22 protein-coding genes and 2 tRNA genes are annotated in these 21,456 nt (G+C 71.8%); 20 read left to right on the top strand and 4 right to left on the bottom strand.

The window, feature by feature from the left end; all coding sequences use genetic code 11:
- Nucleotides 1-19 precede the first annotated feature (19 nt).
- Nucleotides 20-2,251, bottom strand: a complete 2,232-nt coding sequence (locus ACZ4FH_RS07845) for a bifunctional glycosyltransferase/CDP-glycerol:glycerophosphate glycerophosphotransferase (RefSeq protein WP_467303116.1) — start codon at nt 2,249-2,251, stop codon at nt 20-22.
- Between the two features lie 304 nt (nt 2,252-2,555).
- Here ACZ4FH_RS07845 and galE point away from each other — a divergent pair, with 304 nt between their 5' ends.
- The 4 genes from galE to rfbD all read left to right on the top strand — a co-directional run bounded on the left by galE (nt 2,556) and on the right by rfbD (nt 6,796).
- Nucleotides 2,556-3,527 (top strand): UDP-glucose 4-epimerase GalE, encoded by a 972-nt coding sequence (gene galE, locus ACZ4FH_RS07840; RefSeq protein WP_467303114.1) that lies wholly within the window; start codon nt 2,556-2,558, stop codon nt 3,525-3,527.
- Nucleotides 3,528-3,810: 283 nt separating this feature from the next.
- Entirely contained in the window at nt 3,811-4,881 is a 1,071-nt protein-coding gene (locus ACZ4FH_RS07835; RefSeq protein ID WP_467303112.1) for a glucose-1-phosphate thymidylyltransferase, read from the top strand.
- Nucleotides 4,878-5,864, top strand: coding sequence for a dTDP-glucose 4,6-dehydratase (gene rfbB / locus ACZ4FH_RS07830; protein ID WP_467303111.1), 987 nt, complete (start codon nt 4,878-4,880; stop codon nt 5,862-5,864). The genes ACZ4FH_RS07835 and rfbB overlap by 4 nt, the downstream gene beginning before the upstream one ends.
- The gene (gene rfbD / locus ACZ4FH_RS07825; protein ID WP_383633298.1) at nt 5,861-6,796 is read left to right on the top strand and encodes a dTDP-4-dehydrorhamnose reductase; all 936 of its coding nucleotides are present in this window, start codon (nt 5,861-5,863) and stop codon (nt 6,794-6,796) included. Before rfbB ends, rfbD begins: the two co-directional genes overlap by 4 nt.
- On the opposite strand, the gene ACZ4FH_RS07820 is transcribed toward rfbD, so the two are convergent.
- A complete protein-coding gene (locus ACZ4FH_RS07820; protein ID WP_383633295.1) occupies nt 6,745-7,368 on the bottom strand; it encodes a dTDP-4-dehydrorhamnose 3,5-epimerase family protein in 624 nt (207 codons plus the stop codon). The genes rfbD and ACZ4FH_RS07820 overlap by 52 nt on opposite strands.
- Nucleotides 7,369-7,602: 234 nt before the next feature.
- On the opposite strand from ACZ4FH_RS07820, the gene proB reads away from it, so the two are divergent.
- The 5 genes from proB (at nt 7,603) to ACZ4FH_RS07795 (ending at nt 12,710) form a co-directional block, all read left to right on the top strand.
- Nucleotides 7,603-8,688, top strand: a complete 1,086-nt coding sequence (proB, locus tag ACZ4FH_RS07815) for a glutamate 5-kinase (protein WP_383633559.1) — start codon at nt 7,603-7,605, stop codon at nt 8,686-8,688.
- A 141-nt stretch (nt 8,689-8,829) separates the two neighbouring features.
- On the top strand, nt 8,830-9,324 hold the full coding sequence (locus tag ACZ4FH_RS07810; RefSeq protein WP_383633292.1) for a hypothetical protein: 495 nt from the start codon (nt 8,830-8,832) through the stop codon (nt 9,322-9,324).
- A gap of 90 nt (nt 9,325-9,414) precedes the next feature.
- Nucleotides 9,415-10,698: a glutamate-5-semialdehyde dehydrogenase gene (locus tag ACZ4FH_RS07805; protein WP_383633289.1), complete on the top strand. Its 1,284-nt coding sequence runs from the start codon at nt 9,415-9,417 to the stop codon at nt 10,696-10,698.
- A gap of 66 nt (nt 10,699-10,764) precedes the next feature.
- Complete coding sequence (locus ACZ4FH_RS07800) at nt 10,765-11,349, top strand: SCO2584 family spore wall biosynthesis protein (RefSeq protein WP_467303107.1); 585 nt, start codon at nt 10,765-10,767, stop codon at nt 11,347-11,349.
- Nucleotides 11,350-11,597: 248 nt separating this feature from the next.
- Nucleotides 11,598-12,710 carry an SCO2583 family membrane protein gene (locus ACZ4FH_RS07795; protein ID WP_467303105.1) on the top strand — a complete coding sequence of 371 codons (1,113 nt, stop codon included), beginning with the start codon at nt 11,598-11,600 and terminating at the stop codon, nt 12,708-12,710.
- On the opposite strand, the gene ACZ4FH_RS07790 is transcribed toward ACZ4FH_RS07795, so the two are convergent.
- Nucleotides 12,640-13,776 carry a M48 family metallopeptidase gene (locus ACZ4FH_RS07790; protein WP_467303103.1) on the bottom strand — a complete coding sequence of 379 codons (1,137 nt, stop codon included), beginning with the start codon at nt 13,774-13,776 and terminating at the stop codon, nt 12,640-12,642. The genes ACZ4FH_RS07795 and ACZ4FH_RS07790 overlap by 71 nt on opposite strands.
- Nucleotides 13,777-13,887: 111 nt before the next feature.
- On the opposite strand from ACZ4FH_RS07790, the gene ACZ4FH_RS07785 reads away from it, so the two are divergent.
- The 7 genes from ACZ4FH_RS07785 to ACZ4FH_RS07755 all read left to right on the top strand — a co-directional run bounded on the left by ACZ4FH_RS07785 (nt 13,888) and on the right by ACZ4FH_RS07755 (nt 18,168).
- Nucleotides 13,888-14,040 (top strand): hypothetical protein, encoded by a 153-nt coding sequence (locus ACZ4FH_RS07785; RefSeq protein WP_383633277.1) that lies wholly within the window; start codon nt 13,888-13,890, stop codon nt 14,038-14,040.
- Nucleotides 14,041-14,123: 83 nt separating this feature from the next.
- Nucleotides 14,124-14,285 (top strand): hypothetical protein, encoded by a 162-nt coding sequence (locus ACZ4FH_RS07780; RefSeq protein WP_383633274.1) that lies wholly within the window; start codon nt 14,124-14,126, stop codon nt 14,283-14,285.
- 38 nt (nt 14,286-14,323) lie between these two features.
- Complete coding sequence (gene nadD, locus ACZ4FH_RS07775) at nt 14,324-14,941, top strand: nicotinate-nucleotide adenylyltransferase (RefSeq protein WP_383633271.1); 618 nt, start codon at nt 14,324-14,326, stop codon at nt 14,939-14,941.
- 19 nt (nt 14,942-14,960) lie between these two features.
- Nucleotides 14,961-16,670, top strand: a complete 1,710-nt coding sequence (locus ACZ4FH_RS07770) for an LCP family protein (RefSeq protein ID WP_467303101.1) — start codon at nt 14,961-14,963, stop codon at nt 16,668-16,670.
- A 226-nt stretch (nt 16,671-16,896) separates the two neighbouring features.
- A complete protein-coding gene (gene rsfS, locus ACZ4FH_RS07765; protein ID WP_467303099.1) occupies nt 16,897-17,328 on the top strand; it encodes a ribosome silencing factor in 432 nt (143 codons plus the stop codon).
- Entirely contained in the window at nt 17,325-17,978 is a 654-nt protein-coding gene (locus ACZ4FH_RS07760; protein ID WP_467303540.1) for a histidine phosphatase family protein, read from the top strand. The genes rsfS and ACZ4FH_RS07760 overlap by 4 nt, the downstream gene beginning before the upstream one ends.
- 117 nt (nt 17,979-18,095) lie before the next feature.
- Nucleotides 18,096-18,168 (top strand) — tRNA-Ala (locus tag ACZ4FH_RS07755).
- 85 nt (nt 18,169-18,253) lie between these two features.
- Here ACZ4FH_RS07755 and ACZ4FH_RS07750 read toward each other — a convergent pair.
- A complete protein-coding gene (locus ACZ4FH_RS07750) occupies nt 18,254-19,141 on the bottom strand; it encodes a helix-turn-helix transcriptional regulator (RefSeq protein ID WP_467303097.1) in 888 nt (295 codons plus the stop codon).
- A 102-nt stretch (nt 19,142-19,243) separates the two neighbouring features.
- Here ACZ4FH_RS07750 and ACZ4FH_RS07745 point away from each other — a divergent pair, with 102 nt between their 5' ends.
- From ACZ4FH_RS07745 to ACZ4FH_RS07730, 4 genes are all read left to right on the top strand, one after another.
- Nucleotides 19,244-20,719 (top strand): MFS transporter, encoded by a 1,476-nt coding sequence (locus tag ACZ4FH_RS07745; RefSeq protein WP_467303095.1) that lies wholly within the window; start codon nt 19,244-19,246, stop codon nt 20,717-20,719.
- A gap of 70 nt (nt 20,720-20,789) precedes the next feature.
- Nucleotides 20,790-20,951: a hypothetical protein gene (locus tag ACZ4FH_RS07740; protein ID WP_467303094.1), complete on the top strand. Its 162-nt coding sequence runs from the start codon at nt 20,790-20,792 to the stop codon at nt 20,949-20,951.
- A 3-nt stretch (nt 20,952-20,954) separates the two neighbouring features.
- Entirely contained in the window at nt 20,955-21,188 is a 234-nt protein-coding gene (locus tag ACZ4FH_RS07735; protein WP_018103228.1) for a hypothetical protein, read from the top strand.
- A gap of 110 nt (nt 21,189-21,298) precedes the next feature.
- Nucleotides 21,299-21,371 (top strand) — tRNA-Ala (locus tag ACZ4FH_RS07730).
- Nucleotides 21,372-21,456 lie beyond the last annotated feature (85 nt).

Raw genomic sequence — 21,456 nt, 5'->3', positions numbered from 1 at the left:
GTTCGGCATTCCTTTCGGGTCAGACCCGCTCGACCGGTTCGAGCGCCTGGGCAGGAGATGGTGCGGGCTTGCGGTCGGCAAGCGGGACGACGGGAAGGACGTTCTTCTCGCCGAGGAAGACGGTGCGTACGACACGCTCGGCCGCGTGGCCGTCGTCGAAGTCGCAGAAGCGCTCGCGGAAGGCGCTGCGGAAGCGGGCGGACTTCTCGCTGTGCCACTCGTCGGAGCGGAGGATCCCGGTGAGCTGTTCCTGGCTGGTGGCGACGGCACCGGGCGGCTCCGCCATCAGGTCGAAGTACGTGCCCCGGACGACCTTGTACGTGTCCCAGTCGTCGGCGAAGATCACGATCGGCCGGTCCAGGTTGGCGTAGTCGAACATCGCCGAGGAGTAGTCGGTGATCAGGGCGTCGGCCGCCAGGTAGAGCTGTTCGACGGCCGGATGCGCGGAGACGTCGACGACCCGGCCGCTGGCCTGGAGTGCGGCGAGCTTCCCGGTCGGCTTGTAGAAGTAGTGCCCGCGCACCAGCAGCGTGACGTCGGGGCCCAGCTCCTCGGCCAGCTTCGGCAGGTCGATCCGCGGGGTGAACTCCTTCTGGTACTCGCGGTGCGTCGGCATGTAGAGGAAGACCGTGGAGCCGTCGGCCACGCCCAGCTCGCGGCGGGCCTGCGCGACCTCGCGGGCACCGGAGTTGATCAGCACGTCGTTGCGCGGGTAGCCGGTCTCCAGCGAGGTGTACGAGCAGGGGTACACCCGCTCCCACACCGAGGTGGAGAAGCGGTTGGAGGCGAGGCTGTAGTCCCAGCGGTCGCAGCGCCGCAGCAGGTCCTCCATGTCCATGCTGGTGGAGGCCGGGTAGTTCGCCTGGTCCAGGCCCATCGTCTTCAGCGGGGTGCCGTGGTGGGTCTGGAGGTGGATCTGGCCCTCGCGCTTGACCAGCGCGTCGGCGAAGTTCACGTTGTTGACGAAGTACGTGCCCCGGGCCAGCGCCGTCCAGTACTCACGGGAGCCGACGACGACCGTCTCGACGCCCTTGGGGACCCGCTTCACATGCTCGGCGCGCACCGCCCAGACCCGGCGGATGTGCGGGGCCAGCCGGGCCAGCTCGGCGTCGATCGCGGCCGGGTTGCAGGAGTAGCCCCGGCTCCAGTAGGCGGAGAAGACCGCGAGGTTCGGGTCCAGGGGCAGCCGCAGCTGCGACTGGTAGATCATCCGCATCGCGGCCCGCTTGGCCCGGCCGACCCGCTCGACGTTGCGCGCCCGGGTCCGGTTGCGCACCCGGCTGGCCCGGGTGACCCCGGTCAGACCGGAGTAGGAGTCCATGCCGAGCAGGGCGTACTTGTATCCGCGGCCGCCGCCCGGACGCTCGAAACCCTCGGGCATCCGTCGTTGGTAATCGGCCGCCGCCCGGTGGAAGAATTCGGACCGCGCACCCTTCGGGAGGCGGCCCGGCTTTTCCATGACGGTGAGATAGTGGTCGACCATTTTGCGGAAAATGGCCGGCCGCCAGGAATCGAGTTCCGGGCGCTCGTCGAGATAGGCGAAGACGCGGTCGTACTGGTCGAACACGTCGAAATGCTTGCGGCTGACCGTCTTGAGGATGTTCCCGCCCTCGCGCCGCTGGCGGTAGAGCACACAGGTGCGGTCGAGCAGGGCGATGCGCTCGGCGGTGACCAGCGTGGAGTACGTCCAGGGGGCGTCCTCGTAGTAGCCGGTGGGGAAGCGGAAGCCGTGGGCCTCGACGAAGTCCCGGCGGTAGGCCTTGTTCCAGACGATCTGCAGCAGGTCCAGCAGCTCGGGGCGCTCGGAGAGCGGGAAGACGTCCGGGCCGGGGCGGGAGAGCAGCTCGGCGCGCTGGTTGGGCAGCAGCCGGCCGTCCCAGTAGCTCCGGGTGTAGTCGTAGACCAGGACGTCGGGATCGTCCGTCTCGGCGAGCCGGGCGGCGATCGCGGAGAGCGAGCCGGGCGTCAGGGTGTCGTCGCTGTCCAGGAAGAGCAGATAGTCACCGGTCGCCTGCTCCATTCCGGCGTTGCGGGCGTGGCCCAGGCCCACGTTCTCGCTGAGGTGCAGCACCCGGACCCGGGGGTCGCGTCCCGCGTACTCGTCCAGGATGGCGCCGGAGTTGTCCGGCGAGCAGTCGTCCACGGCGACGACCTCGAAGTCGGTGAAGTCCTGCCGCAGCACGGAGTCGAGGCACTCCCGGACATACCCCTGCACGTTGTACGCAGGCACGATGAGTGTCAGTCGAGGCATCCTTCACCAGTCCAGAGAGCTGTCTGCAGGGTCCGTGCGAGGCACCGATTCGCACCGCGGAATCATGGGGGAGCGCCTGAGCACCTGAACAGCGTAATTGATTGACATCGGCCCGCTGTGGCCTTGTGTTTGCCCCGGCTTCATCCGAGGGTGCCCGGCTTCACCCGGGTTGTTCCCCGGGCGTCGTCCGGACAAGGCCTTGTATCGCACGATAATACTGTTGGTTCATATTTGTCTGATTCGGTTTCCGTGCGCGTAGGGTGATCCCCACGCAGGACCACGTACAGAGGGAGAGACGCGCACAATGACCTGGATGGTTACGGGCGGGGCCGGATACATAGGTGCGCACGTCGTGCGGGCGATGCTCGCCGGGGGCCTGCCCGTGGTCGTGTACGACGACCTGTCCACGGGCACCGCCGCCAACGTGCCGGACGGCGTGCCGCTGGTCACGGGCAGCGTGCTGGACCGCGCGACGCTGGACGCGGCGATCCGTGACCACACCGTGACGGGTGTGGTGCATGTCGCAGGCAAGAAGCAGGTCGGCGAATCCGTCGAGCGCCCCCTCTACTACTACCGGGAGAACGTCACCGGTCTGGAGGTGCTGCTGGAAGCCATGGTCGACGCGGGCGTCGACCGGCTCGTCTTCTCGTCGTCGGCCGCCGTCTACGGCATGCCCGACGTCGACCTCGTCACCGAGGACACCCCCTGCGCGCCGATGAGCCCGTACGGGCAGACCAAGCTGGTCGGCGAGTGGCTGATCCACGCCGCCGCCGCGGCCCACGGGCTGCGCTGCGCCTCGCTGCGCTACTTCAACGTCGCCGGCGCGGCCTCGCCCGAGCTGGCCGACGCCGGCGTGTTCAACCTCGTCCCCATGGTCTTCGAGCGCCTGGAGGCGGGGGAGGGGCCCCGGATCTTCGGCGACGACTACGCGACGCCCGACGGCACCTGCGTCCGCGACTACATCCACGTCGAGGACATCGCCTCCGCCCACCTCGCCGCCGCCCGCCGGCTGGAGTCCGCCGGGCCCGGCACGGACCTCACGCTGAACATCGGCCGGGGCGAGGGCAGCTCGGTGCGCGAGATGGTCGACCGGATCCTCAAGGCGACCGACCGTACGGACATCGCCCCCGAGGTGACCGCCCGCCGCCCCGGCGACCCGGCCCGCGTGGTCGCCTCCGCCGACCGCATCCGTACGGAGCTGGGCTGGTCCGCGCGGTACGGCATCGACGAGATGATCGCCTCCGCCTGGCAGGGCTGGCGGCTGCGCCACCCCTGAGGCGGGGCGCCGTCCACGGGGCCGCAGTCCGCAGGGCATGCGGACTGCGGTGAATTCCGCAATTCGGTATTCCGTTCGCCCGCCGCCCGCGCATTCCCTTTCCGTCCGCGCTCCCGGGGGAGCGGAAGAAGCGTTTCGGTTACGGGGGGCCGGCGCATTTCCCCCGGATGTGTCGGCAAGCGGGCGGCGGCGGAAGTTTCGCCGCGGACGGTGCACCGAATATCAGTAGGGTCGGCGGGTCGCAGCCGCGACGGAACCGCCGACTCACCGTGGGGCTGAAACAGTGAAGGCTCTCGTACTCTCCGGCGGGGCAGGCACCCGGCTCCGCCCCATCACGCACACCTCGGCCAAACAGCTCGTCCCGGTGGCCAACAAACCCGTGCTGTTCTACGGGCTCGAAGCCATCGCGGAGGCCGGCATCACCGATGTCGGGATGATCGTCGGGGACACCGAGGAGGAGATCCGCGCGGCGGTCGGCGACGGCTCCCGCTTCGGCCTCGACGTCACCTACATCCCCCAGTCCGAACCGCTCGGCCTCGCCCACGCCGTGCTGATCGCCCGCCGCTACCTCGGCGACGACGACTTCGTCATGTACCTCGGCGACAACTTCATCGTCGGCGGCATCACCGGCCTGGTCGAGGGGTTCCGCACCGACCGGCCCGACGCCCGGATCCTGCTGACCCAGGTGCCCGACCCGACCTCCTTCGGCGTCGCCGAACTCGACGGGGAGGGCAGGGTGGTGGCCCTGGAGGAGAAGCCCAGGGAGCCCAAGAGCGATCTCGCCCTCGTCGGCGTCTACCTCTTCACCCCGGCCATCCACGAGGCCGTCCGCTCCATCCACCCCTCCTGGCGCGGCGAACTGGAGATCACCCACGCCATCCAGTGGCTGATCGACCGGGAACGCGACGTGCGCTCCACGCTCATCCGGGGCTACTGGAAGGACACCGGCAACGTCACCGACATGCTGGAGGTCAACCGGACCGTGCTGGAGAGCGTCGAACCGTGCACCGAGGGCGCCCACGTCGACGGCGAGAGCGAGATCATCGGCCGGGTGCGCCTGGAGCCGGGCGCCCGGGTGACCCGCAGCCGGATCGTCGGGCCCGCCGTCATCGGGACCGGCTCGGTGATCAGCGACGCCTACGTCGGCCCGTTCACCTCGGTCTCCCAGAACTGCCGCATCGAGGACAGCGAGATCGAGTACTCCATCGTGCTGCGGGGCGCCTCGATCGACGGCGTCCGCCGCGTCGAGGCCTCCCTCATCGGCCATGACGTCGAGGTGACCCCCGCCCCGCGCAGCCCGTCCGCCCACCGACTCGTCCTCGGCGACCACAGCAAGGTGCAGATCTCCTCATGACGACCCGCCTCCTGGTGACCGGCGGCGCCGGATTCATCGGCTCCCACTACGTACGGACGCTGCTCGGCCCGGACGGCCCCGGCGACGTCTCCGTCACCGTCCTCGACAAGCTCACCTACGCCGGCAATCCCGCCAACCTCGACGAGGTCCGCGACCACCCGGGCTTCTCCTTCGTCCGGGGCGACATCTGCGATCCCGCCCTCGTCGGCGCGCTCATGGCCGAGCACGACCAGGTGGTGCACCTCGCCGCCGAATCCCATGTGGACCGCTCTATCGACGGCGGCGCCGCGTTCGTCCGCACCAACGTCCTCGGCACCCACACCCTCGTCGACGCCGCCCACCGGGCCGGGATCGACACCTTCGTGCACGTCTCCACCGACGAGGTCTACGGCTCGATCGACGAGGGCTCCTGGACCGAGAACGAACCCCTCGCGCCCAACTCCCCCTACTCCGCCTCCAAGGCCTCCAGCGATCTCATCGCCCTCGCCCACCACCGCACCCACGGACTCGACGTCCGGGTCACCCGCTGCTCCAACAACTACGGCCACCACCACTTCCCCGAGAAGGTCGTCCCGCTCTTCGTCACCCACCTGCTCGACGGCCTGCCCGTCCCGCTCTACGGTGACGGGGCCCACGTCCGCGACTGGCTGCACATCGACGACCACGTCCAGGGCATCGAACGCGTCCGCACCGGCGGCCGCGCCGGCGAGGTCTACAACATCGGCGGCGGCACCGAACTCTCCAACAAGGAACTGACCCGGCTGCTCCTGGAGGCCTGCGAGGCCGACTGGGACACCGCCGTCGTCCACGTGGAGGACCGCAAGGGCCACGACCGCCGCTACTCCGTCGACTGCACCAAGATCCGCGAGGAACTGGGGTACGTGCCCCGCAAGGACTTCCGCACCGGCCTCGCCGAGACCGTGCGCTGGTACCGCGACAACCGCGCCTGGTGGGAACCGCTGAAGGAGAGGGCCGCCCTGTGAACCCCGTCTGGCTGGTCACCGGCGCCGCCGGAATGCTGGGCCAGGACCTGCTGGCCGCCCTCGCCCGGGAGCGCGTCACCGCCGTCGCCGCCGGCCGCGCCGTCCTCGACATCGCCGATCCGGCCCGGGTGGCCGAGGCCTTCACCGTCCACCGCCCCGCCGTCGTGGTCAACTGCGCGGCCTGGACCGCCGTCGACGACGCCGAGAGCCGGGAGGCGGAGGCCCTGCGCGTCAACGGCACCGGGCCCGCCGTCCTTGCCGAGGCCTGCCGCGCGCACGGCGCCGTCCTCCTCCAGGTCTCCACCGACTACGTCTTCGCCGGCGACGCCACCCGCCCGTACGGCGAGAACGACCCCACCGGCCCCCGCACCGCCTACGGCCGCACCAAGCTCGCGGGCGAACGGGCCGTCCTGGAGACCCTGCCCGACACCGGCTACGTCGTGCGCACCGCCTGGCTCTACGGCGCGGGCGGCGCCAACTTCGTCCGCACCATGATCCGGCTGGAGGGCGTCAAGGACACCCTCGACGTCGTGGACGACCAGCGCGGCCAGCCCACCTGGACCGCCGACCTGGCCGCCCGGCTGGTCCGGCTCGGCCGCGCCGCGCTCGACTCCACCGCGCCCCCCGGCGTCTACCACGGCTCCAGCACCGGCGAGACGACCTGGTGCGGCTTCACCCGCGAGATCTTCCGGCTGCTGGGCGCCGACCCCGGCCGGGTGCGCCCCACCACGACCGGGGCCTTCCCCCGCCCGGCGCCCCGGCCCGCGTTCAGCGTGCTCGGGCACGACCGGTTCGCCGCCGCCGGGATCGAACCCATCCGGGACTGGCGCGCCGCCCTCGCGGAGGCGTTCCCGGCCCTGCTCGCCGCCGAGCGCCCCGGTCAGCCCCCGGCCGCGCTCAGCTCCGCCGAGCCCGCCCGCAGCCGGGCGTAGTACGCCTCGCAGGCCGCGTACGAGGGCAGCAGCCCCTGCTCCTCGGCCGCGGCCAGCGAGGGCGCCGCCGCGTCCTTCGGGGAGAGCAGCGGGGTGATGTCCGCGGGCCAGTCGATGCCCAGCGCCGGATCGAGCGGGTCCACCCCGTGCTCGCGGCCCGGCGCGTACCCCGCGGAGCAGAGGTAGAGGACGGCCGCGTCGTCGGTCAGCGCCATGAAGGCGTGGCCCAGCCCCTCCGCGAGGTAGACCGCCCGGTGGTCGGTGTCGTCGAGGCGGACCGCCTCCCACCGTCCGAAACCGGGCGAGCCCGTGCGGACGTCCACGATCACGTCCAGCACCGCGCCCCGTACGCACTTGACGTACTTCGCCTGGCCCGGCGGCACGTCCGCGAAATGCACCCCGCGCAGCGTGCCCCGGCGGGAGACGGAGAAGTTGGCCTGCGCCAGCTCCAGCCCGTGCCCCGCCGCAGCCCCCAGATCCGCCGCCCTGAACCACTCGTGGAAGCTGCCCCGGCTGTCGGGGATGAGCCGGGGCTCGTGCACCCAGGCCCCGGGGATGGACAGCTGGCGCATGCGATCACGTCCTGTTCCTGGAGTCCGCCCGGCCGTCGGGCGACGTCTCCTGCAACGAGCCGGGGTGCCGAACAGATACGGAACGGTACGGATCAGGACGAAAGCGGGTCCACGGTGCGGAACGCGAAGGCGCCGCGATCCGCGCTCGCGTAGATTGCGGGGTCCATCGAGCGGCGAACCAGGGGGATGCGGGTGTCAGGGGCAAGGCAGGGCGTCAGCGAGGCCCGAAGGATCGTGGTCAAGGTCGGTTCCTCCTCCCTCACCACGGCGGCCGGGGGCCTCGACGCCGACCGGGTCGACGCCCTCGTCGACGTTCTGGCCAAGGTCCGCGACGGAGGCGAGCGCGAGGTCGTCCTCGTCTCCTCCGGCGCCATCGCGGCCGGACTCGCCCCGCTCGGACTCCACCGCCGCCCCAAGGACCTGGCCCGCCAGCAGGCCGCCGCCAGCGTCGGCCAGGGACTCCTGGTCGCCCGCTACACCGCCTCCTTCGCCCGCTACGGCGTCCGCGTCGGCCAGGTCCTGCTGACCAGCAACGACACCAGCCGCCGCGCCCACTACCGCAACGCCTACCGCACCCTGGACCAGCTCCTGGACATGGGCGCGCTGCCGATCGTCAACGAGAACGACACCGTCGCCACCGACGAGATCCGCTTCGGCGACAACGACCGGCTCGCCGCGCTCGTCGCCCATCTCGTCCGCGCCGACCTGCTCGTCCTCCTCTCCGACGTGGACGGCCTCTACGACGGCGACCCGAGCATCCCCGGCACCACCCGCATCGCCGAGATCACCGGCCCCGCCGATCTCGCCGGGGTCAGCATCGGCAGCGCCGGCAAGGCGGGCGTCGGCACCGGCGGCATGGTCACCAAGGTCGAGGCCGCCCGCATCGCCACCGCGGCCGGCGTTCCCGTCGTCCTCACCTCCGCGAGCCACGCGGCCGACGCCCTGGCCGGCCGCGACACCGGAACCTACTTCCACCGCACCGGCCGCCGCTCCGCCGACCGGCTCCTCTGGCTGGCCCACGCCTCCACCCCGCAGGGTTCGCTGACCCTGGACGACGGAGCCGTCCAGGCCGTCGTCGAACGCCACAGCTCGCTGCTGCCGGCCGGGATCGCCTCGGTCGAGGGCGAGTTCACCGCGGGCGACCCGGTGGAACTGCGCGACCTGCGCGGACACGCCGTCGCCCGCGGTCTCGTCAACTTCGACGCCAAGGAGATCCCGCAGCTCCTCGGCCGTTCCACCCGCGATCTGGCCCGCGAACTCGGACCCGCCTACGAGCGCGAGGTCGTACACAGGGACGATCTCGTCGTCCTGCACGGCTGACGGACCCCGAAACGGCTGAAAGTCCAGCCTCAGTAAGGAGACCTTCACGAAAACCGCCCCATCCCGGCCCGCGGACTGGTCCACTTTGTTGCAGGGACACAGCGAAGGACCGCACAGCACCACATTCACAGGAGGCCGCCGGTGAGACGAGCGCGCCCGGGGGCGCCGCCCCGAGGAACGGGAGGCCGCGCCCTGACCAGCGTCGGGACCGGCCCCGGCTGCGAGAGCGGACCGGCCGACCGCAGGGAGGGACGGACCACCGGCCCCGAACCGGCGGCCGCGCCGCAGCGCCCGCCGTCCCGGCTGTGGCACATCACGCTCTGCGTCTCCGGGACCGAGGTCCCCCTGAAGGAGGTCAGACGCGGCCTCGAACAGCTCGCGCACGACCACCCCTTCCTGCTGACCAGCCGCTACGCCAACGACCACGCGGAGATCCGCTACTGGGAGGAGGCCCGCGACCTGCACGACGCGGCGGCCGTGGCCCTGCGGCTGTGGGGCGAGCACCGCTCCAGCGCCGGACTGCCGCCCTGGGAGATCGTCGGCCTGGAGGTCATCGACCGCGAGACGTACCACCAGCGGGTCGCCGAGGGATACGGTCCGCCGCCGGCCGCCCCCGTCGGCGTGCATCCGTACTGACCGGGGCCCCGCGGCGGGGCGCCGGAGCGGCCGTCTCGCATCACGGGATATGTACCGGTTGGCCTCGCCCCGCGCACTACGCTGCGGGGCATGACCACGCTCTCGCCCTACGACAACATGTCCCCGGTCGCCCAGGCCGCCTACCGGGCCCGCTCCGCGGCAGCCGACATCGCGCCACTTCCGCGCGCGGCGAAGGACGACGCGCTGCTGGCGATCGCGGACGCGCTCGAAGTACGCACGAGCGACATCCTGGAGGCCAACGCCGAGGACGTGGCACGCGCCCGCGAGGCCGGGACCAGCGAGTCCGTGGTCGACCGGCTGACCCTCACCCCCGAGCGCATCCGGGCCATCGCCGCCGACGTCCGGGACGTGGCGGCCCTGCCCGACCCGGTCGGCGAGGTGGTGCGCGGCTCCACCCTGCCCAACGGCATCGACCTGCGCCAGGTCCGCGTCCCCCTGGGCGTGGTCGGGATCATCTACGAGGCCCGGCCCAATGTGACCGTGGACGCCGCGGCCCTCTGCCTGAAGTCCGGCAACGCCGTGCTGCTGCGCGGCTCCTCCTCGGCCCGCTCCTCCAACCAGGCCCTCGTCCGGGTGCTGCGCGACGCCGTCGGCGGCTCCGGCCTCCCGGCCGACGCGGTGCAGCTGGTCCCGGGCGACAACCGTGACTCCGTACGCGAACTCATGCGGGCCCGCGGTCTGGTCGACGTCCTCATCCCGCGCGGCGGCGCCTCGCTGATCCGCACCGTCGTCGAGGAGTCCACCGTCCCGGTCATCGAGACCGGCACCGGCAACTGCCATGTGTACGTGGACGCGGAGACCGACCTCGACATGGCCGTGGAGATCCTGGTCAACTCCAAGGCGCAGCGCCCCAGCGTCTGCAACGCCGCGGAGACCCTGCTCGTCCACCGGGACGTGGCCGCCGCCTTCCTGCCCCGGGCCCTGGACGCGCTCGCCGGGGCCGGGGTGACCGTGCACGGCGACGAGACGGTCCTGGAGCTCGCCGAGGGCTCCAAGGCCACGGTGGTGCCCGCGACCCCGGAGGACTGGGAGACCGAGTACCTCTCCTACGACATCGCCGCCGCCGTCGTGGAGTCGCTCGATGCGGCCGTCGCCCACATCCGGCTCTGGTCCTCCGGCCACACCGAGGCGATCGTCACCACCTCGCAGGCCGCCGCCCGCCGCTTCACCCAGCTGGTGGATTCGACGACGGTGGCCGTGAACGCCTCGACGCGCTTCACGGACGGCGGACAGTTCGGCTTCGGCGCGGAGATCGGCATCTCCACCCAGAAGCTGCACGCCAGGGGCCCGATGGGCCTTCCCGAACTGACCTCCACCAAGTACATCGTGACCGGCGACGGCCATGTGAGGTGACGGCCGGTACGCGTCGAATACGCCGTCTCCCTGCCCAAAACCACCGCACGGGTCTAGGCTGAAGCCGTGCCGGACGACGTGGGGGGCAAGCCGTTCCCGAACGGCTGGGAGCCCGACGACGACCGCGGGGGCGCTGACGAGGACTTCGCCTCCGTGGTGTTCGACGAGGACTTCGTGCGGGCCGCGGAGTTCCACGAGCCGACCGCCGTGGAGCGTCTGACGGCCGCCGCGGAGGCGCGCGCCGAAGCCTTCCGGGCCCGCGCGGGCGCCGGTCCGCCGGACGACGACCTCTACGACGAGGGCTACGTGACGGGCGGCGGCTACGGCCGCGCCTACGGCGACTCCCTCGACGCGGACGACTTCTACGACGACGACGGCCCCTACGGCCGCCACGGCGGCGCACTGCGCCCCTACCGGGGCTCCGCGCGCTGGCACCGCCCGGTCGCCTGGCTGCTGGCCGTGCTGATGGGCGTCGGCATGATCGCCCTGGCCTTCAGCGCCGTCTACCGCAACACCTCGGGCGACCGGCAGGACCAGGTCCCGCCGCCCGCCACGAGCGGCGTCGACAGCGCACCGGCTCCCAGCGCGGCCCCGTCCGCCGCCGACGGCCCCCCGCGCCCGCTGGTCTCCGCCGTCCCCCGCACCCCCTGACGGCCGCCGCGTCCCCCGGACGCATCCGTCCGCGCGGGCGAACTCCGGGGCAGTTCCCACCCGTCCCCGCGTTTACCTCCGTCGCAATCGACCTACTCTGAAGATATGACCCCTCGTCCGCTCGAAGAGGGGGCTTCTCACCTGTCCGCGCATGCCCCCGCGTGCCGGACGGGACCTGTCCGGAGCACCTCGGCCGGAAGGGGTGCACCGTGTCGGCCCCGGTCGGTGGCGTGGAGTCGGGAGAAGTCATGGCAGACCGCGGAGATCCACCCGAGGGCCCTTCGGAGAACGGCGCGGGCGACGACGAGTACCGCTCCCTGGTCTTCGACGAGTCCTTCGTCCGGGCCGCCCGGCTGCAGGAGTTCTCCGCCCAGGAACGCATGGGCGAACACGCCCGTGCCGTACGGAGCCTGCCCGGTCGCGCCGTCCGCAACGGCTCACGGGCCGCGCTGGCCCTGCTCCTCCTGATCGCCCTGGCCTTCGGCACCGCCGTCTTCATGGGCTTCCGCCGCCCCTACGAGAACCCCGTCACCAGAACGGCCGAGCCGCTGCGGATGACGATCGTCCCGCTCGCCCCGACCGGCACCGTCCCGGCCGGCACCCCCGCCTCCCTCTTCGCGGGCAGCCCCGCCGCCACCCACCCCAGGGGCGAGGCCGGCATCACCCTCCCGGGTGCCCGGCGCACCGACCACTTCACCGAGAACCAGGTCTACGCCGCGCTCTCCACCGTCAAGGACTACCTCGTGGCCTCCGCCCTCGACCCCGACGTCCTCGGCTCCGCCGCCGTGCGGCCGGTGCAGTCCCTGCTCGATCCGGACCAGACGGCCCAGTTCGAACGGAGCGTGAACGAGCCCGACGACGACGGCCGGCACGCCGCGACCGGCTGGCTGGTCCGCTTCGACCCGGCCGTCGTCACCGCCGATCCGCAGGTCCGGGTCCGGGGCACCCTGACCTACGCCGAGGAGGCGGCCGACGCCCTGGACGTCGTGGCGGACCACACCTTCACCTACGCCCTCCACCCGGCGGCCCCGGGCCCGCAAGCCACCGGGGGAGCCTCGCTGTTCACCGTGCACCGGGAGACGCGCTTCCGCTTCGACCGGGAGGACGTCCGGCTGCACCGGCTGGAGGTGCGCACCAGCTACGTCGAGGCGGGACCGCAGTCCTGCGCGGCCGACGCCACCGGCGCCCTGCGGCCGCTGCTCGCCGGCCGCCGGGCGGACCCCAGGGCCCCGGCGGGCACCGACCCGTACGCCACGGGCCGGCCCGCCGCCGTCTGCGGAACGCTGAAGGTCAGTCCTTCCCGGTCTCCCGGGGACCCTCGGTCCCCTCGGAGTCCGACGGCTCCGGCGAGCCGTCCGTAGCCCCGTCACCGGCCGTCCCGGGCCGCTTGGCGCCCGCCGCTCCGGTGAACTTGTCGCGGAGCTTGCCGCCCAGGTCCCCGGCGCCGCCGGCTATGTCGTTGACCAGCTTCATCAGCGGGTCCTTGCTGCTGCGGACCGAATCGGCGTAGTGCGAGGCGGACTCCTTGAAGGAGTCCGTCACGGAGGTGTCCTTGTCCTCGTCGCGCCTCGGGTAGTGGCCGTCCATGATCCGCTGGTAGTCGCGGGTCTCCGACCACTTCTTCAGTTCGGCCGCGCGCACGGTGGTGAAGGGGTGCGAACGGGGGAGCACATTGAGGATCTTCAGCACGGAGTCGCGGAGGTCGCCGGACTTCTCGTACTCGTCGGCCTGGGCGAGGAAGGCGTCCACGTTCATCTCGTGGAGGTGGTTGCCACCGGCGATCTTCATCAGTCCGCGCATCGAGGCCTGGAGGTCCTGGCCGACCAGCAGCCCGGCCCGGTCCGCGGACAGCTCCGACTTGCGGAACCATTCGCGCAGGGCGGTGACGATGGCCATGACCGCCACGTTCCCCAGGGGGATCCAGGCGACCTTGAGGGCGAGGTTGGTGAGGAAGAGCAGGATCGTGCGGTACACCGCGTGGCCGGAGAGGGCGTGGCCCACCTCGTGCCCGACGACGGCGCGCATCTCCTCCTCGTCGAGCAGCTCCACCAGGCCGGTGGTCACCACGATGATCGGCTCGTCCAGGCCGATGCACATCGCGTTGGGCTGCGGATTCTGCGTCACGTACATCGGCGGGACCTTCTCCAGGTCCAGGATGTAACAGGCGTCGCGCAGCATGTCGTTGAGATGGGTGAACTGGGCGTCGCTCACCCGGACGGAGTCCGAGAGGAAGAGCAGTCGCAGACTGCGCTCCGGCAGCAGGCCGCTCAGCGCCTTGAAGACCGTGTCGAACCCGCTGAGCTTGCGCAGGGCCACCAGGGCCGAGCGGTCCGCCGGGTGTTCGTACGCCCGGGACGAGATCCCGGGGAAGCGCCGGCGCTGCCTGCTCGGCACCCGCTCGTGGTTCTCGTGGCTGCCTTCGGTCATGGAATGGGCCCCCTGTTCGTACGAGACGTCGCTCGCCCCCCTGACGCCACCAGCCTAGGTGCTGGGGCTACGGTGTGCGGGGGGCTGTGGATAACTGAGGAGACGCCCGACATGCCGCACACCGTTGCTCTGATCGCCGCCGCATCCGATGGTCAGGGGCCGGGCAACACGATCCGTGTCGTGCTGGTCGTCTCGCTCGTGGGAGCCGCCCTGCTGGCCTGGTTCCTGTTGCGCGGATACCGCAGCGACGACAACAACGACTGAGTCGGCGTGAGCGTGCCCGGGACGCCCGCATACGATGTCCGCGACGTCTTCCCCCGCTCCCGATCGAATAGGTCCTGCCGAAGATGAGCCTCACGAGCACCGCACACCAGCTGGTCACCGTCGCCTCCGAGGGCGAGCACGGTGGCAACCACGAAAGCCTCAGCCCCCTCCTGACCGGTGGCGGTGCCTTTGTCGCGCTTCTCCTCCTGCTGTGGATCACCACGCGCTTCAACCGCGACCGCTGAGGCGGAGTCGTACGGCTGTGCCAGTAGGCTCTGCACGCATGGGAGAGCAGGAAGTGCCTACTGGCCGCGGAAAACGCCGACTCGGCGTGATGGGCGGGACGTTTGACCCGATTCATCATGGACACCTGGTGGCGGCCAGTGAAGTGGCCGCCCAGTTCCAGCTCGACGAGGTGATCTTCGTACCGACCGGGCAGCCGTGGCAGAAGAGCCACAAGCACGTCTCCCCGGCCGAGGACCGCTATCTGATGACGGTCATCGCCACGGCGTCCAACCCCCAGTTCTCGGTCAGCCGCAGCGACATCGACCGCCAGGGCCCGACGTACACGATCGACACCCTGCGGGACCTGCGCACCCTGCACACGGACGCGGACCTCTTCTTCATCACCGGCGCCGACGCGCTCTCCCAGATCCTCACCTGGCGCGACGCCGACGAGCTCTTCTCGCTGGCCCACTTCATCGGAGTGACACGGCCGGGGCACGTGCTCACCGACGACGGGCTGCCGGAGGGGGGCGTCTCCCTGGTGGAGGTGCCCGCGCTCGCGATCTCCTCCACGGACTGCCGGGAGCGGGTCGCCCAGGGGGAGCCGGTCTGGTACCTGGTGCCCGACGGCGTGGTCCGCTACATCGACAAGCGCCAGCTGTACCGCGGCGAATGAGGGGCGGAGAGGGGCACCGGTGAACGACCGACAGAATCCGTACGACCCGTACTACCAGCAGCAGCCGCAGATCGTCGGCTACGACGAGTACGGGCAGCCGGTGTACCAGCAGCAGCCCGTGCAGCAGCAGTACGACCCGTACGCGCCGCAGCAGCCAGTGCCGCCGCAGCAGGCGCCCCAGGGAGGGCAGGGGTACGGCTACGACCCGTACGCCCAGCAGCAGCCCCCGGCTCCGCAGCAGCCGTACGACTCCTACGGCGTCCAGCAGCCGATACCCCCGCAGCAGCAGGGCTACGGATACGACGGCGGTTACGGCTACGACACCGGCCAGCAGCCGGCCGTGGTCGACACCACGCAGCAGTGGAGCATTCCGCAGCAGCAGGCCCCGGCCCCGGAGGCCCCGCCGCAGCGCCCGGGGCCGCCCCCCGCCGCCGAACCGGACACGGGCGTTCCGGGGCCCCGCCGGGCCGAGCGCGACTACCGCACCGAGCAGTTCTCGTTCATCGAGGAGCCCGACGAGGACTCCGAGGACGTCATCGACTGGCTCAAGTTCACCGAGAGCCGCAGCGAACGCCGTGAGGAGGCGCGCCGCCGGGGACACAACCGGATGGTCGCGCTGATCGTGGTCGCCGCCCTCGTGGTGCTCGGCGGCGTCGGCTATCTGTGGTCGGCGGACAAGATCCCGGGCCTGTCCTCCTCCGACAAGGAGAGCGCCACGACGGCCGGCCCGCAGAAGCGCGACGTCATCGTCGTCCACCTCCACAACACCAAGGGCGGCGGCACGTCCACCGCCCTGCTCGTCGACAACGTCACCACCAAGCAGGGCACCACCGTCCTGCTGCCCAACTCGCTGGCCGTCTCCGACGAGGACGGGGCCACCACCACGCTCGGCAAGTCCGTCGACGACGACGGCACGGCGGGTACCCGCGAGTCCATCGACACCCTGCTCGGCACCCACATCAGCGGCACCTGGCGGCTCGACACCCCGTACCTGGAGAACCTCGTCGACCTGGTCGGCAACATCGAGATCGACACCGACACCGACGTCCCCGACACCAAGAAGGGCGCCGCCCCGCTGGTGAAGAAGGGCGAGGCGCAGACGCTCAGCGGCCCGATGGCCGTCGCCTACGCCACCTACCGGGGCCCGGACGAGGCCGAGACCAAGCAGCTGATGCGGTTCGGCGAGGTCATGCGTGGCGTGCTGCGCAAGATCTCCGACGACCCGAAGGCCGCCACGGTCACCGTCCAGACGCTCGCCCAGATCCTCGACCCCTCGCTGCCCGAGCAGGACCTCGGTGCCTCGCTGGCCAAGCTCGCCCAGCACGCGAAGATCGGCGACTACAAGACGGCGCTGCTGCCGGTCCAGGACGACGGCACGCTGACCGACGCGGCCACCGACAGCGTCGTCAAGGACATCCTGGGCGGCACGGTCAAGGCCCCGTCCGCAGACGCGGCGGTCCGGGTCGGCATCAAGAACGGCACCGGGGACGACCGGGGCACGGAGTCCGCCCGGATCAAGCTGGTCAACGGCGGCTACGCCTTCGTCAACAGCGGGAAGTCGGACACGGTGTCCTCCTCCGAGGTCCTCTACCGGGAGGCGGCCGACAAGCAGAAGGCGACCGAGGTCGCCAAGACGCTCGGCCTGCCGACCAGTGCGGTCAAGCAGGGCAAGCCCGCGGGGAACGCGGACGTCTCGGTCGTCCTCGGCCAGGACTTCAAGATCGAGTAGGGCACGCGGGCGGGCCGGCACGGCTCCCGGACACCCCCGGGGGCCGTGCCCGCCGGCCCGCGCCGAACGGGACTGCGTGGACTGTCGGCGGTCCGTGAGATCCTGGGAAGGTACCGAGGACCCGGGACCGGGCTCGCGAGGCCGGTTCCCGGCCCCTCCCGAGAGGGCCGGCCGTTCCTCGGCCCCTCCCCGAGGGGTGCATCCGACCGCCGACGAAAGCCACCTTGTGACCGCCACGGACCGCTCCATCGAGCTCATCAACGCCGCCGCCCAGGCGGCCGCCGACCGGCTCGCGCACGACATCATCGCGTACGACGTCAGCGACGTGCTGTCGATCACGGACGCCTTCCTGCTGGCCTCGGCCCCCAACGACCGCCAGGTCAAGTCGATCGTCGACGAGATCGAGGAGCGGCTCCAGAAGGAGCTGGGTGCCAAGCCGGTCCGCCGCGAGGGCGACCGCGACGCCCGCTGGATCCTGCTCGACTACGTCGACATCGTCATCCACGTCCAGCACAGCGAGGAGCGCGTCTTCTACGCGCTGGAGCGCCTGTGGAAGGACTGCCCCGAGATCGCCCTTCCCGAGGACGCCGTGAATACCCGCGGCAAGGCCGAGGAGCACGCACAGCTCACCGGCGGCACGGAAGGCGACCCGAGCTGAACGGCACCGGAAGCGGCCGGGGCCGCAAGATCGTCCTCTGGCGCCACGGCCAGACGGCGTGGAACCTGGAGCGCCGCTTCCAGGGCTCCACGGACATCGAGCTGACCGAAACCGGCGTCGGGCAGGCCCGCCGGGCCGCCCGGCTGCTCGCCTCGCTCCGGCCGGACGCCATCGTGGCCTCCGACCTGAGCCGGGCGGCGGCCACCGCCGCCGAGCTCGCCTCGCTCACCGGGCTCCCGGTCGCCCACGACCCGGGCCTGCGTGAGACCTACGCCGGTGCCTGGCAGGGCCTCACCCACGAGGAGATCGTCGGGCTCTACGGCGAGCAGTACGCCGCCTGGAAGCGCGGCGAGCCCGTGCGGCGCGGCGGCGGCGAGCTGGAGACCGAGGTCGCCGACCGGGCCGCCCCCGTCGTCCTCGCGCACGCCGACAAGCTGCCCGACGGCGGCACCCTCGTCGTCGTCAGCCACGGAGGCACGATCCGGACCACCATCGGCCGCCTCCTGGGCCTGGAGGCGCACCACTGGGAGGGGCTGGGCGGGCTCACCAACTGCTGCTGGTCGGTGCTGGGCGAGGGCGCCCGCGGCTGGCGGCTGCTGGAGCACAACGCGGGCACCCTGCCCGAACCGGTGCTCGGCGACGACACCTGACCGGACGCCCGCCCGGCGTCCGGGTCCCGCACCGGCCGGATTTCACTTTCCGGCTGGTCACAGGCTAGAGTTCTTCTTGTTCGCAGCGCGGAAACGCAGGGAAACACAGCGAACAGCGGGGCTATAGCTCAGTTGGTAGAGCGCCTGCATGGCATGCAGGAGGTCAGGAGTTCAATTCTCCTTAGCTCCACACTCAGGATCCCGTCCCCGTCAGGGGGCGGGATCCTTGCTCGTTCTGCGCTCGTTCCGTCGTCGGGGCTCAGGGGCTCAGGGGCTCAGGGGCGCCGTGCGGCCCGCAGCACCGCGAGCTGTCGCGCGCTCTCCTCGTCGGCGGGCGTGTACGCGACGATCCGGCACTCCGGCAGCCCGTTGACGGACAACGACACCGACGTCATCCGTATCTCGGAGGCCGCCGCCCGGTGCCGGAAGGTCTTCACCCGCGGCCCCGGCTGGGTGACGTCCCCGCTGCGCCACAGCCGGGAGAAGTAGGGGCTGGCCTCCGACAGCCGCGCGACGAACGTCTCCCAGGCGGGCTCGCCCGCATGACGGCCGTAGGCGTCGCGCAGTGTCGCGACCATGAGGGGCAGCTCCTGGGAGCGGTGGACGACCGGGCAGGTCTCCTCGGACGCGGTGAACAGGACCCACAGCACGTTCCGGGTGCCGATCCTCGTCACTTCGGGCGCGTCGAACAGGTCCCGGTACGCGGGGTTGGTCGCCAGCACGTCGTACCGCGCGTTGTAGACGACCGCCGGATGGGGGTCGAGGGCGTCGATGATGCCCTGGATCTCCTCGCCGACCTCGGCCGTGTCGGCCTGCCGGCCCGGCGAGTACGCCACCTCCGCCAGGTGGTACAGATGCTCGCGCTCCGGCGGATCCAGCCGCAGCGTCCTCGCCACCGCGTCCAGGACCTGCGGGGACGCGTTGATCGGACGGCCCTGTTCCAGCCAGGTGTACCAGGTCACGCCGACGCCCGAGAGCTGGGCGACCTCCTCGCGGCGCAGCCCGGGGGTGCGCCGGCGCAGGCCCGGGGGCATGCCCACATCGGCGGGCGTCACCCGCGCCCGGCGGCTGCGCAGGAACGCGGCGAGCTCGGGTCTGCGCCCGGCCTGCTGCCCGCGGCCGGTCCCCGTCGCCTCGTACCGCTGTGTCGTCACCGTCGTCACGCCCCCATCGTCGGTGCCCCGCCCGGGTGTTGCCAGGTGCTGCCAGTACCAGCATCGGCAGGCTCTCGTTACCCGTATGCGACGACGGCCAGCCTTGCGGTCATGGCCACGACCTCCGAGACAACCCCCCGATCCCCGTCCAGTAAAGCGCCCGGCACCGACAACCGGCCCGGACGCCTGCTCGCCCTGGTGCTGGCGGCCCAGTTCATGGCGCTGCTCGACACGTTCATCGTCAATGTCGCCGCCCCCACGATCCGTAGCGAACTCGGCTCCTCCGGGGCCCAGTTGCAGCTCGTGGTGGCGGGTTACACCATCTCGTACGCCGTCCTGCTGATCACCGGTGCCCGGCTCGGCGGTCTGCTCGGGCACGGGCGCGCGTACCTGACCGGGCTCTCCGTGTTCACGGCCGCCTCCCTCGCCTGCGGACTGGCCACCGGCACCGGGCAGTTGATCGCCTTCCGGGTGCTCCAGGGGGTGGGCGCCGCGGTGATGATTCCGCAGGTGCTCAGCCTGATCCAGAAGACCTTCTCCGGACCGGCCCGGGTGCGTGCGCTCGGCGCCTACAGCGCGGTGCTGGCGATCGGCGCGGTGGCCGGGCAGGTGGTCGGCGGTGTGCTGGTCAGCGCGGACCTGTTCGGGGCGAGCTGGCGCCCGGCCTTCCTGGTCAATGTGCCGATCGGCCTGGTCCTGCTGGTGCTCGGGGCCCGGGTGCTCCCGGCCGAACCGCGCGGCGGCGAGGCCCGGCGGGCGGCGCGCGAGCGCGGTCTCGACACCACGGGTCTGGTGCTCCTCGCCGCGAGCGTCACGCTGCTCACCGTCCCGCTGGTGCTCGGCCAGGAACTGGACTGGCCCGCCTGGACCCGGGGCTGTCTGCTCGCCTCCGCCGCCCTCCTCGCCGCGTTCGCCGCGTACGAGTCACGGCTCGCCGCACGCGGTGGTGCGCCCCTCATCGCGCCCGCCGTGCTCCGCGTCCCCGGGATCGCGCGGGCGGCCGTGCGCATCCTGCTGGTGATGGCCATCAACGCGGGGTCCCTCTTCACCCTGACCCTGCACCTCCAGGGCGGACTGGGGTACTCCGCCCTGCGCACCGGGCTGATGTGCGTGCCGACCGCCACGGTGTTCGGCGTCGTCGGGATGACCTGGCGGCGCTGGCCTGAGGGGCTCCGGAAGGCCCTGATACCCGGTGGATTCGTACTGGCCGCGGCCGGTTCGGTGGTGTCCGCCCTGGCACTGCGCCACGGGGGCGACGGCGGGGCCGCCCTCTACGCGGGGTTCCTGCTGCTCGGTTCCGGTGTGGCGCTGGGCTTCAGTCCCACGCTCACGGGTGCCCTGGCGAACGTACGGCCGCAGGACGCCGCCGATGCCAGCGGACTGCTGGTGACGGTCACCCAGCTCGGACAGCTCATCGGGGTCGCGGCCTTCGGCGCGCTCTACCTCGACCGCCTGGGCGCCCCCGGCGCACAGGGGTCGGGAGAGGCGCTCTGGGGGTGCGGACTGGCCCTGGCGGGCGCCGGCGCGGCGGGTGCGCTCGCCGGTCTCGTACGAGGCCGGCGCCGGGCGGGAACTCCGGCGGGCTGACCCCGTTGCGGGCTCATGGCAGAATCGGACCGCCGGAGGGGGAGACGGACCGAACGGGGAGGAGTGCGCGATGCCTGCGAGCCGCCACGACGTCCCGGACCTGCCCTTCGTCCGCCGGGCCCCCGCCCGCGCCGGCCACCCGGCCGGCAGCGCGCCCCCGGCGGTCCGCCCGCCCGGCGACGGCACCCGCACCCTCCGCACCTGTACGGCCTCCGGCCGCGGCCGGGGCTGATCCATGGGTGCACACAGGCGGAAGTGCGACTGGTGCGGCAGCGGTACGCCCATCGTCCGGGACATGGACCCGGTCAACGCGGACTACCAGTACTGGTGCGAGGAGTGCGCGCGGGCGCTGATCATAAAGGGCGACCCCATCGAGACGTACCGGGAGCTGGAGGGCGAGCCGATCTACGGCCGGCTGCTGGAGGAGCACTGCACGCTGAAGCGTTTCTACTCCTTCGCCACCGCCTGACCGACCCCCTCGGACCGGCCCGGCGGGGGCCGACCGGAAACGATTTGGTGGACGGCAGGGGTGACCGGTAATGTTCTCGATGTCGCCAGGGAGACCGGGCAACACAACAAGGGGCTATAGCTCAGTTGGTAGAGCGCCTGCATGGCATGCAGGAGGTCAGGAGTTCAATTCTCCTTAGCTCCACAAGAGAAACAAACGTCGTGGGGGGGCCCCCAACGGCTGGCCCCCCCCGCGGTGGGGGGGGGGGGCGGCGCCCCCCCCCCCCCCC

It is taken from the genome of Streptomyces sp. NPDC024555 (genome assembly GCF_055559335.1).
The sequence above is the reverse complement of the archived record's forward strand: the minus strand, read 5'-3'. Positions and strand labels throughout refer to the sequence as shown.

Excerpts from the sequence above, each read along its gene's own strand:
- ACZ4FH_RS07820 (WP_383633295.1), bottom strand. The coding sequence starts at position 7,368 with ATGCGCCAGCTGTCCATCCCCGGGGCCTGGGTGCACGAGCCCCGGCTC.
- ACZ4FH_RS07735 (WP_018103228.1), top strand. The coding sequence starts at position 20,955 with ATGGGTGCACACAGGCGGAAGTGCGACTGGTGCGGCAGCGGTACGCCC.
- nadD (WP_383633271.1), top strand. The coding sequence starts at position 14,324 with ATGGGAGAGCAGGAAGTGCCTACTGGCCGCGGAAAACGCCGACTCGGC.
- ACZ4FH_RS07790 (WP_467303103.1), bottom strand. The coding sequence starts at position 13,776 with ATGACCGAAGGCAGCCACGAGAACCACGAGCGGGTGCCGAGCAGGCAG.
- ACZ4FH_RS07780 (WP_383633274.1), top strand. The coding sequence starts at position 14,124 with ATGAGCCTCACGAGCACCGCACACCAGCTGGTCACCGTCGCCTCCGAG.
- ACZ4FH_RS07745 (WP_467303095.1), top strand. The coding sequence starts at position 19,244 with ATGGCCACGACCTCCGAGACAACCCCCCGATCCCCGTCCAGTAAAGCG.
- ACZ4FH_RS07785 (WP_383633277.1), top strand. The coding sequence starts at position 13,888 with ATGCCGCACACCGTTGCTCTGATCGCCGCCGCATCCGATGGTCAGGGG.
- ACZ4FH_RS07795 (WP_467303105.1), top strand. The coding sequence starts at position 11,598 with ATGGCAGACCGCGGAGATCCACCCGAGGGCCCTTCGGAGAACGGCGCG.
- galE (WP_467303114.1), top strand. The coding sequence starts at position 2,556 with ATGACCTGGATGGTTACGGGCGGGGCCGGATACATAGGTGCGCACGTC.
- ACZ4FH_RS07740 (WP_467303094.1), top strand. The coding sequence starts at position 20,790 with ATGCCTGCGAGCCGCCACGACGTCCCGGACCTGCCCTTCGTCCGCCGG.
- ACZ4FH_RS07805 (WP_383633289.1), top strand. The coding sequence starts at position 9,415 with ATGACCACGCTCTCGCCCTACGACAACATGTCCCCGGTCGCCCAGGCC.
- ACZ4FH_RS07845 (WP_467303116.1), bottom strand. The coding sequence starts at position 2,251 with ATGCCTCGACTGACACTCATCGTGCCTGCGTACAACGTGCAGGGGTAT.
- rfbB (WP_467303111.1), top strand. The coding sequence starts at position 4,878 with ATGACGACCCGCCTCCTGGTGACCGGCGGCGCCGGATTCATCGGCTCC.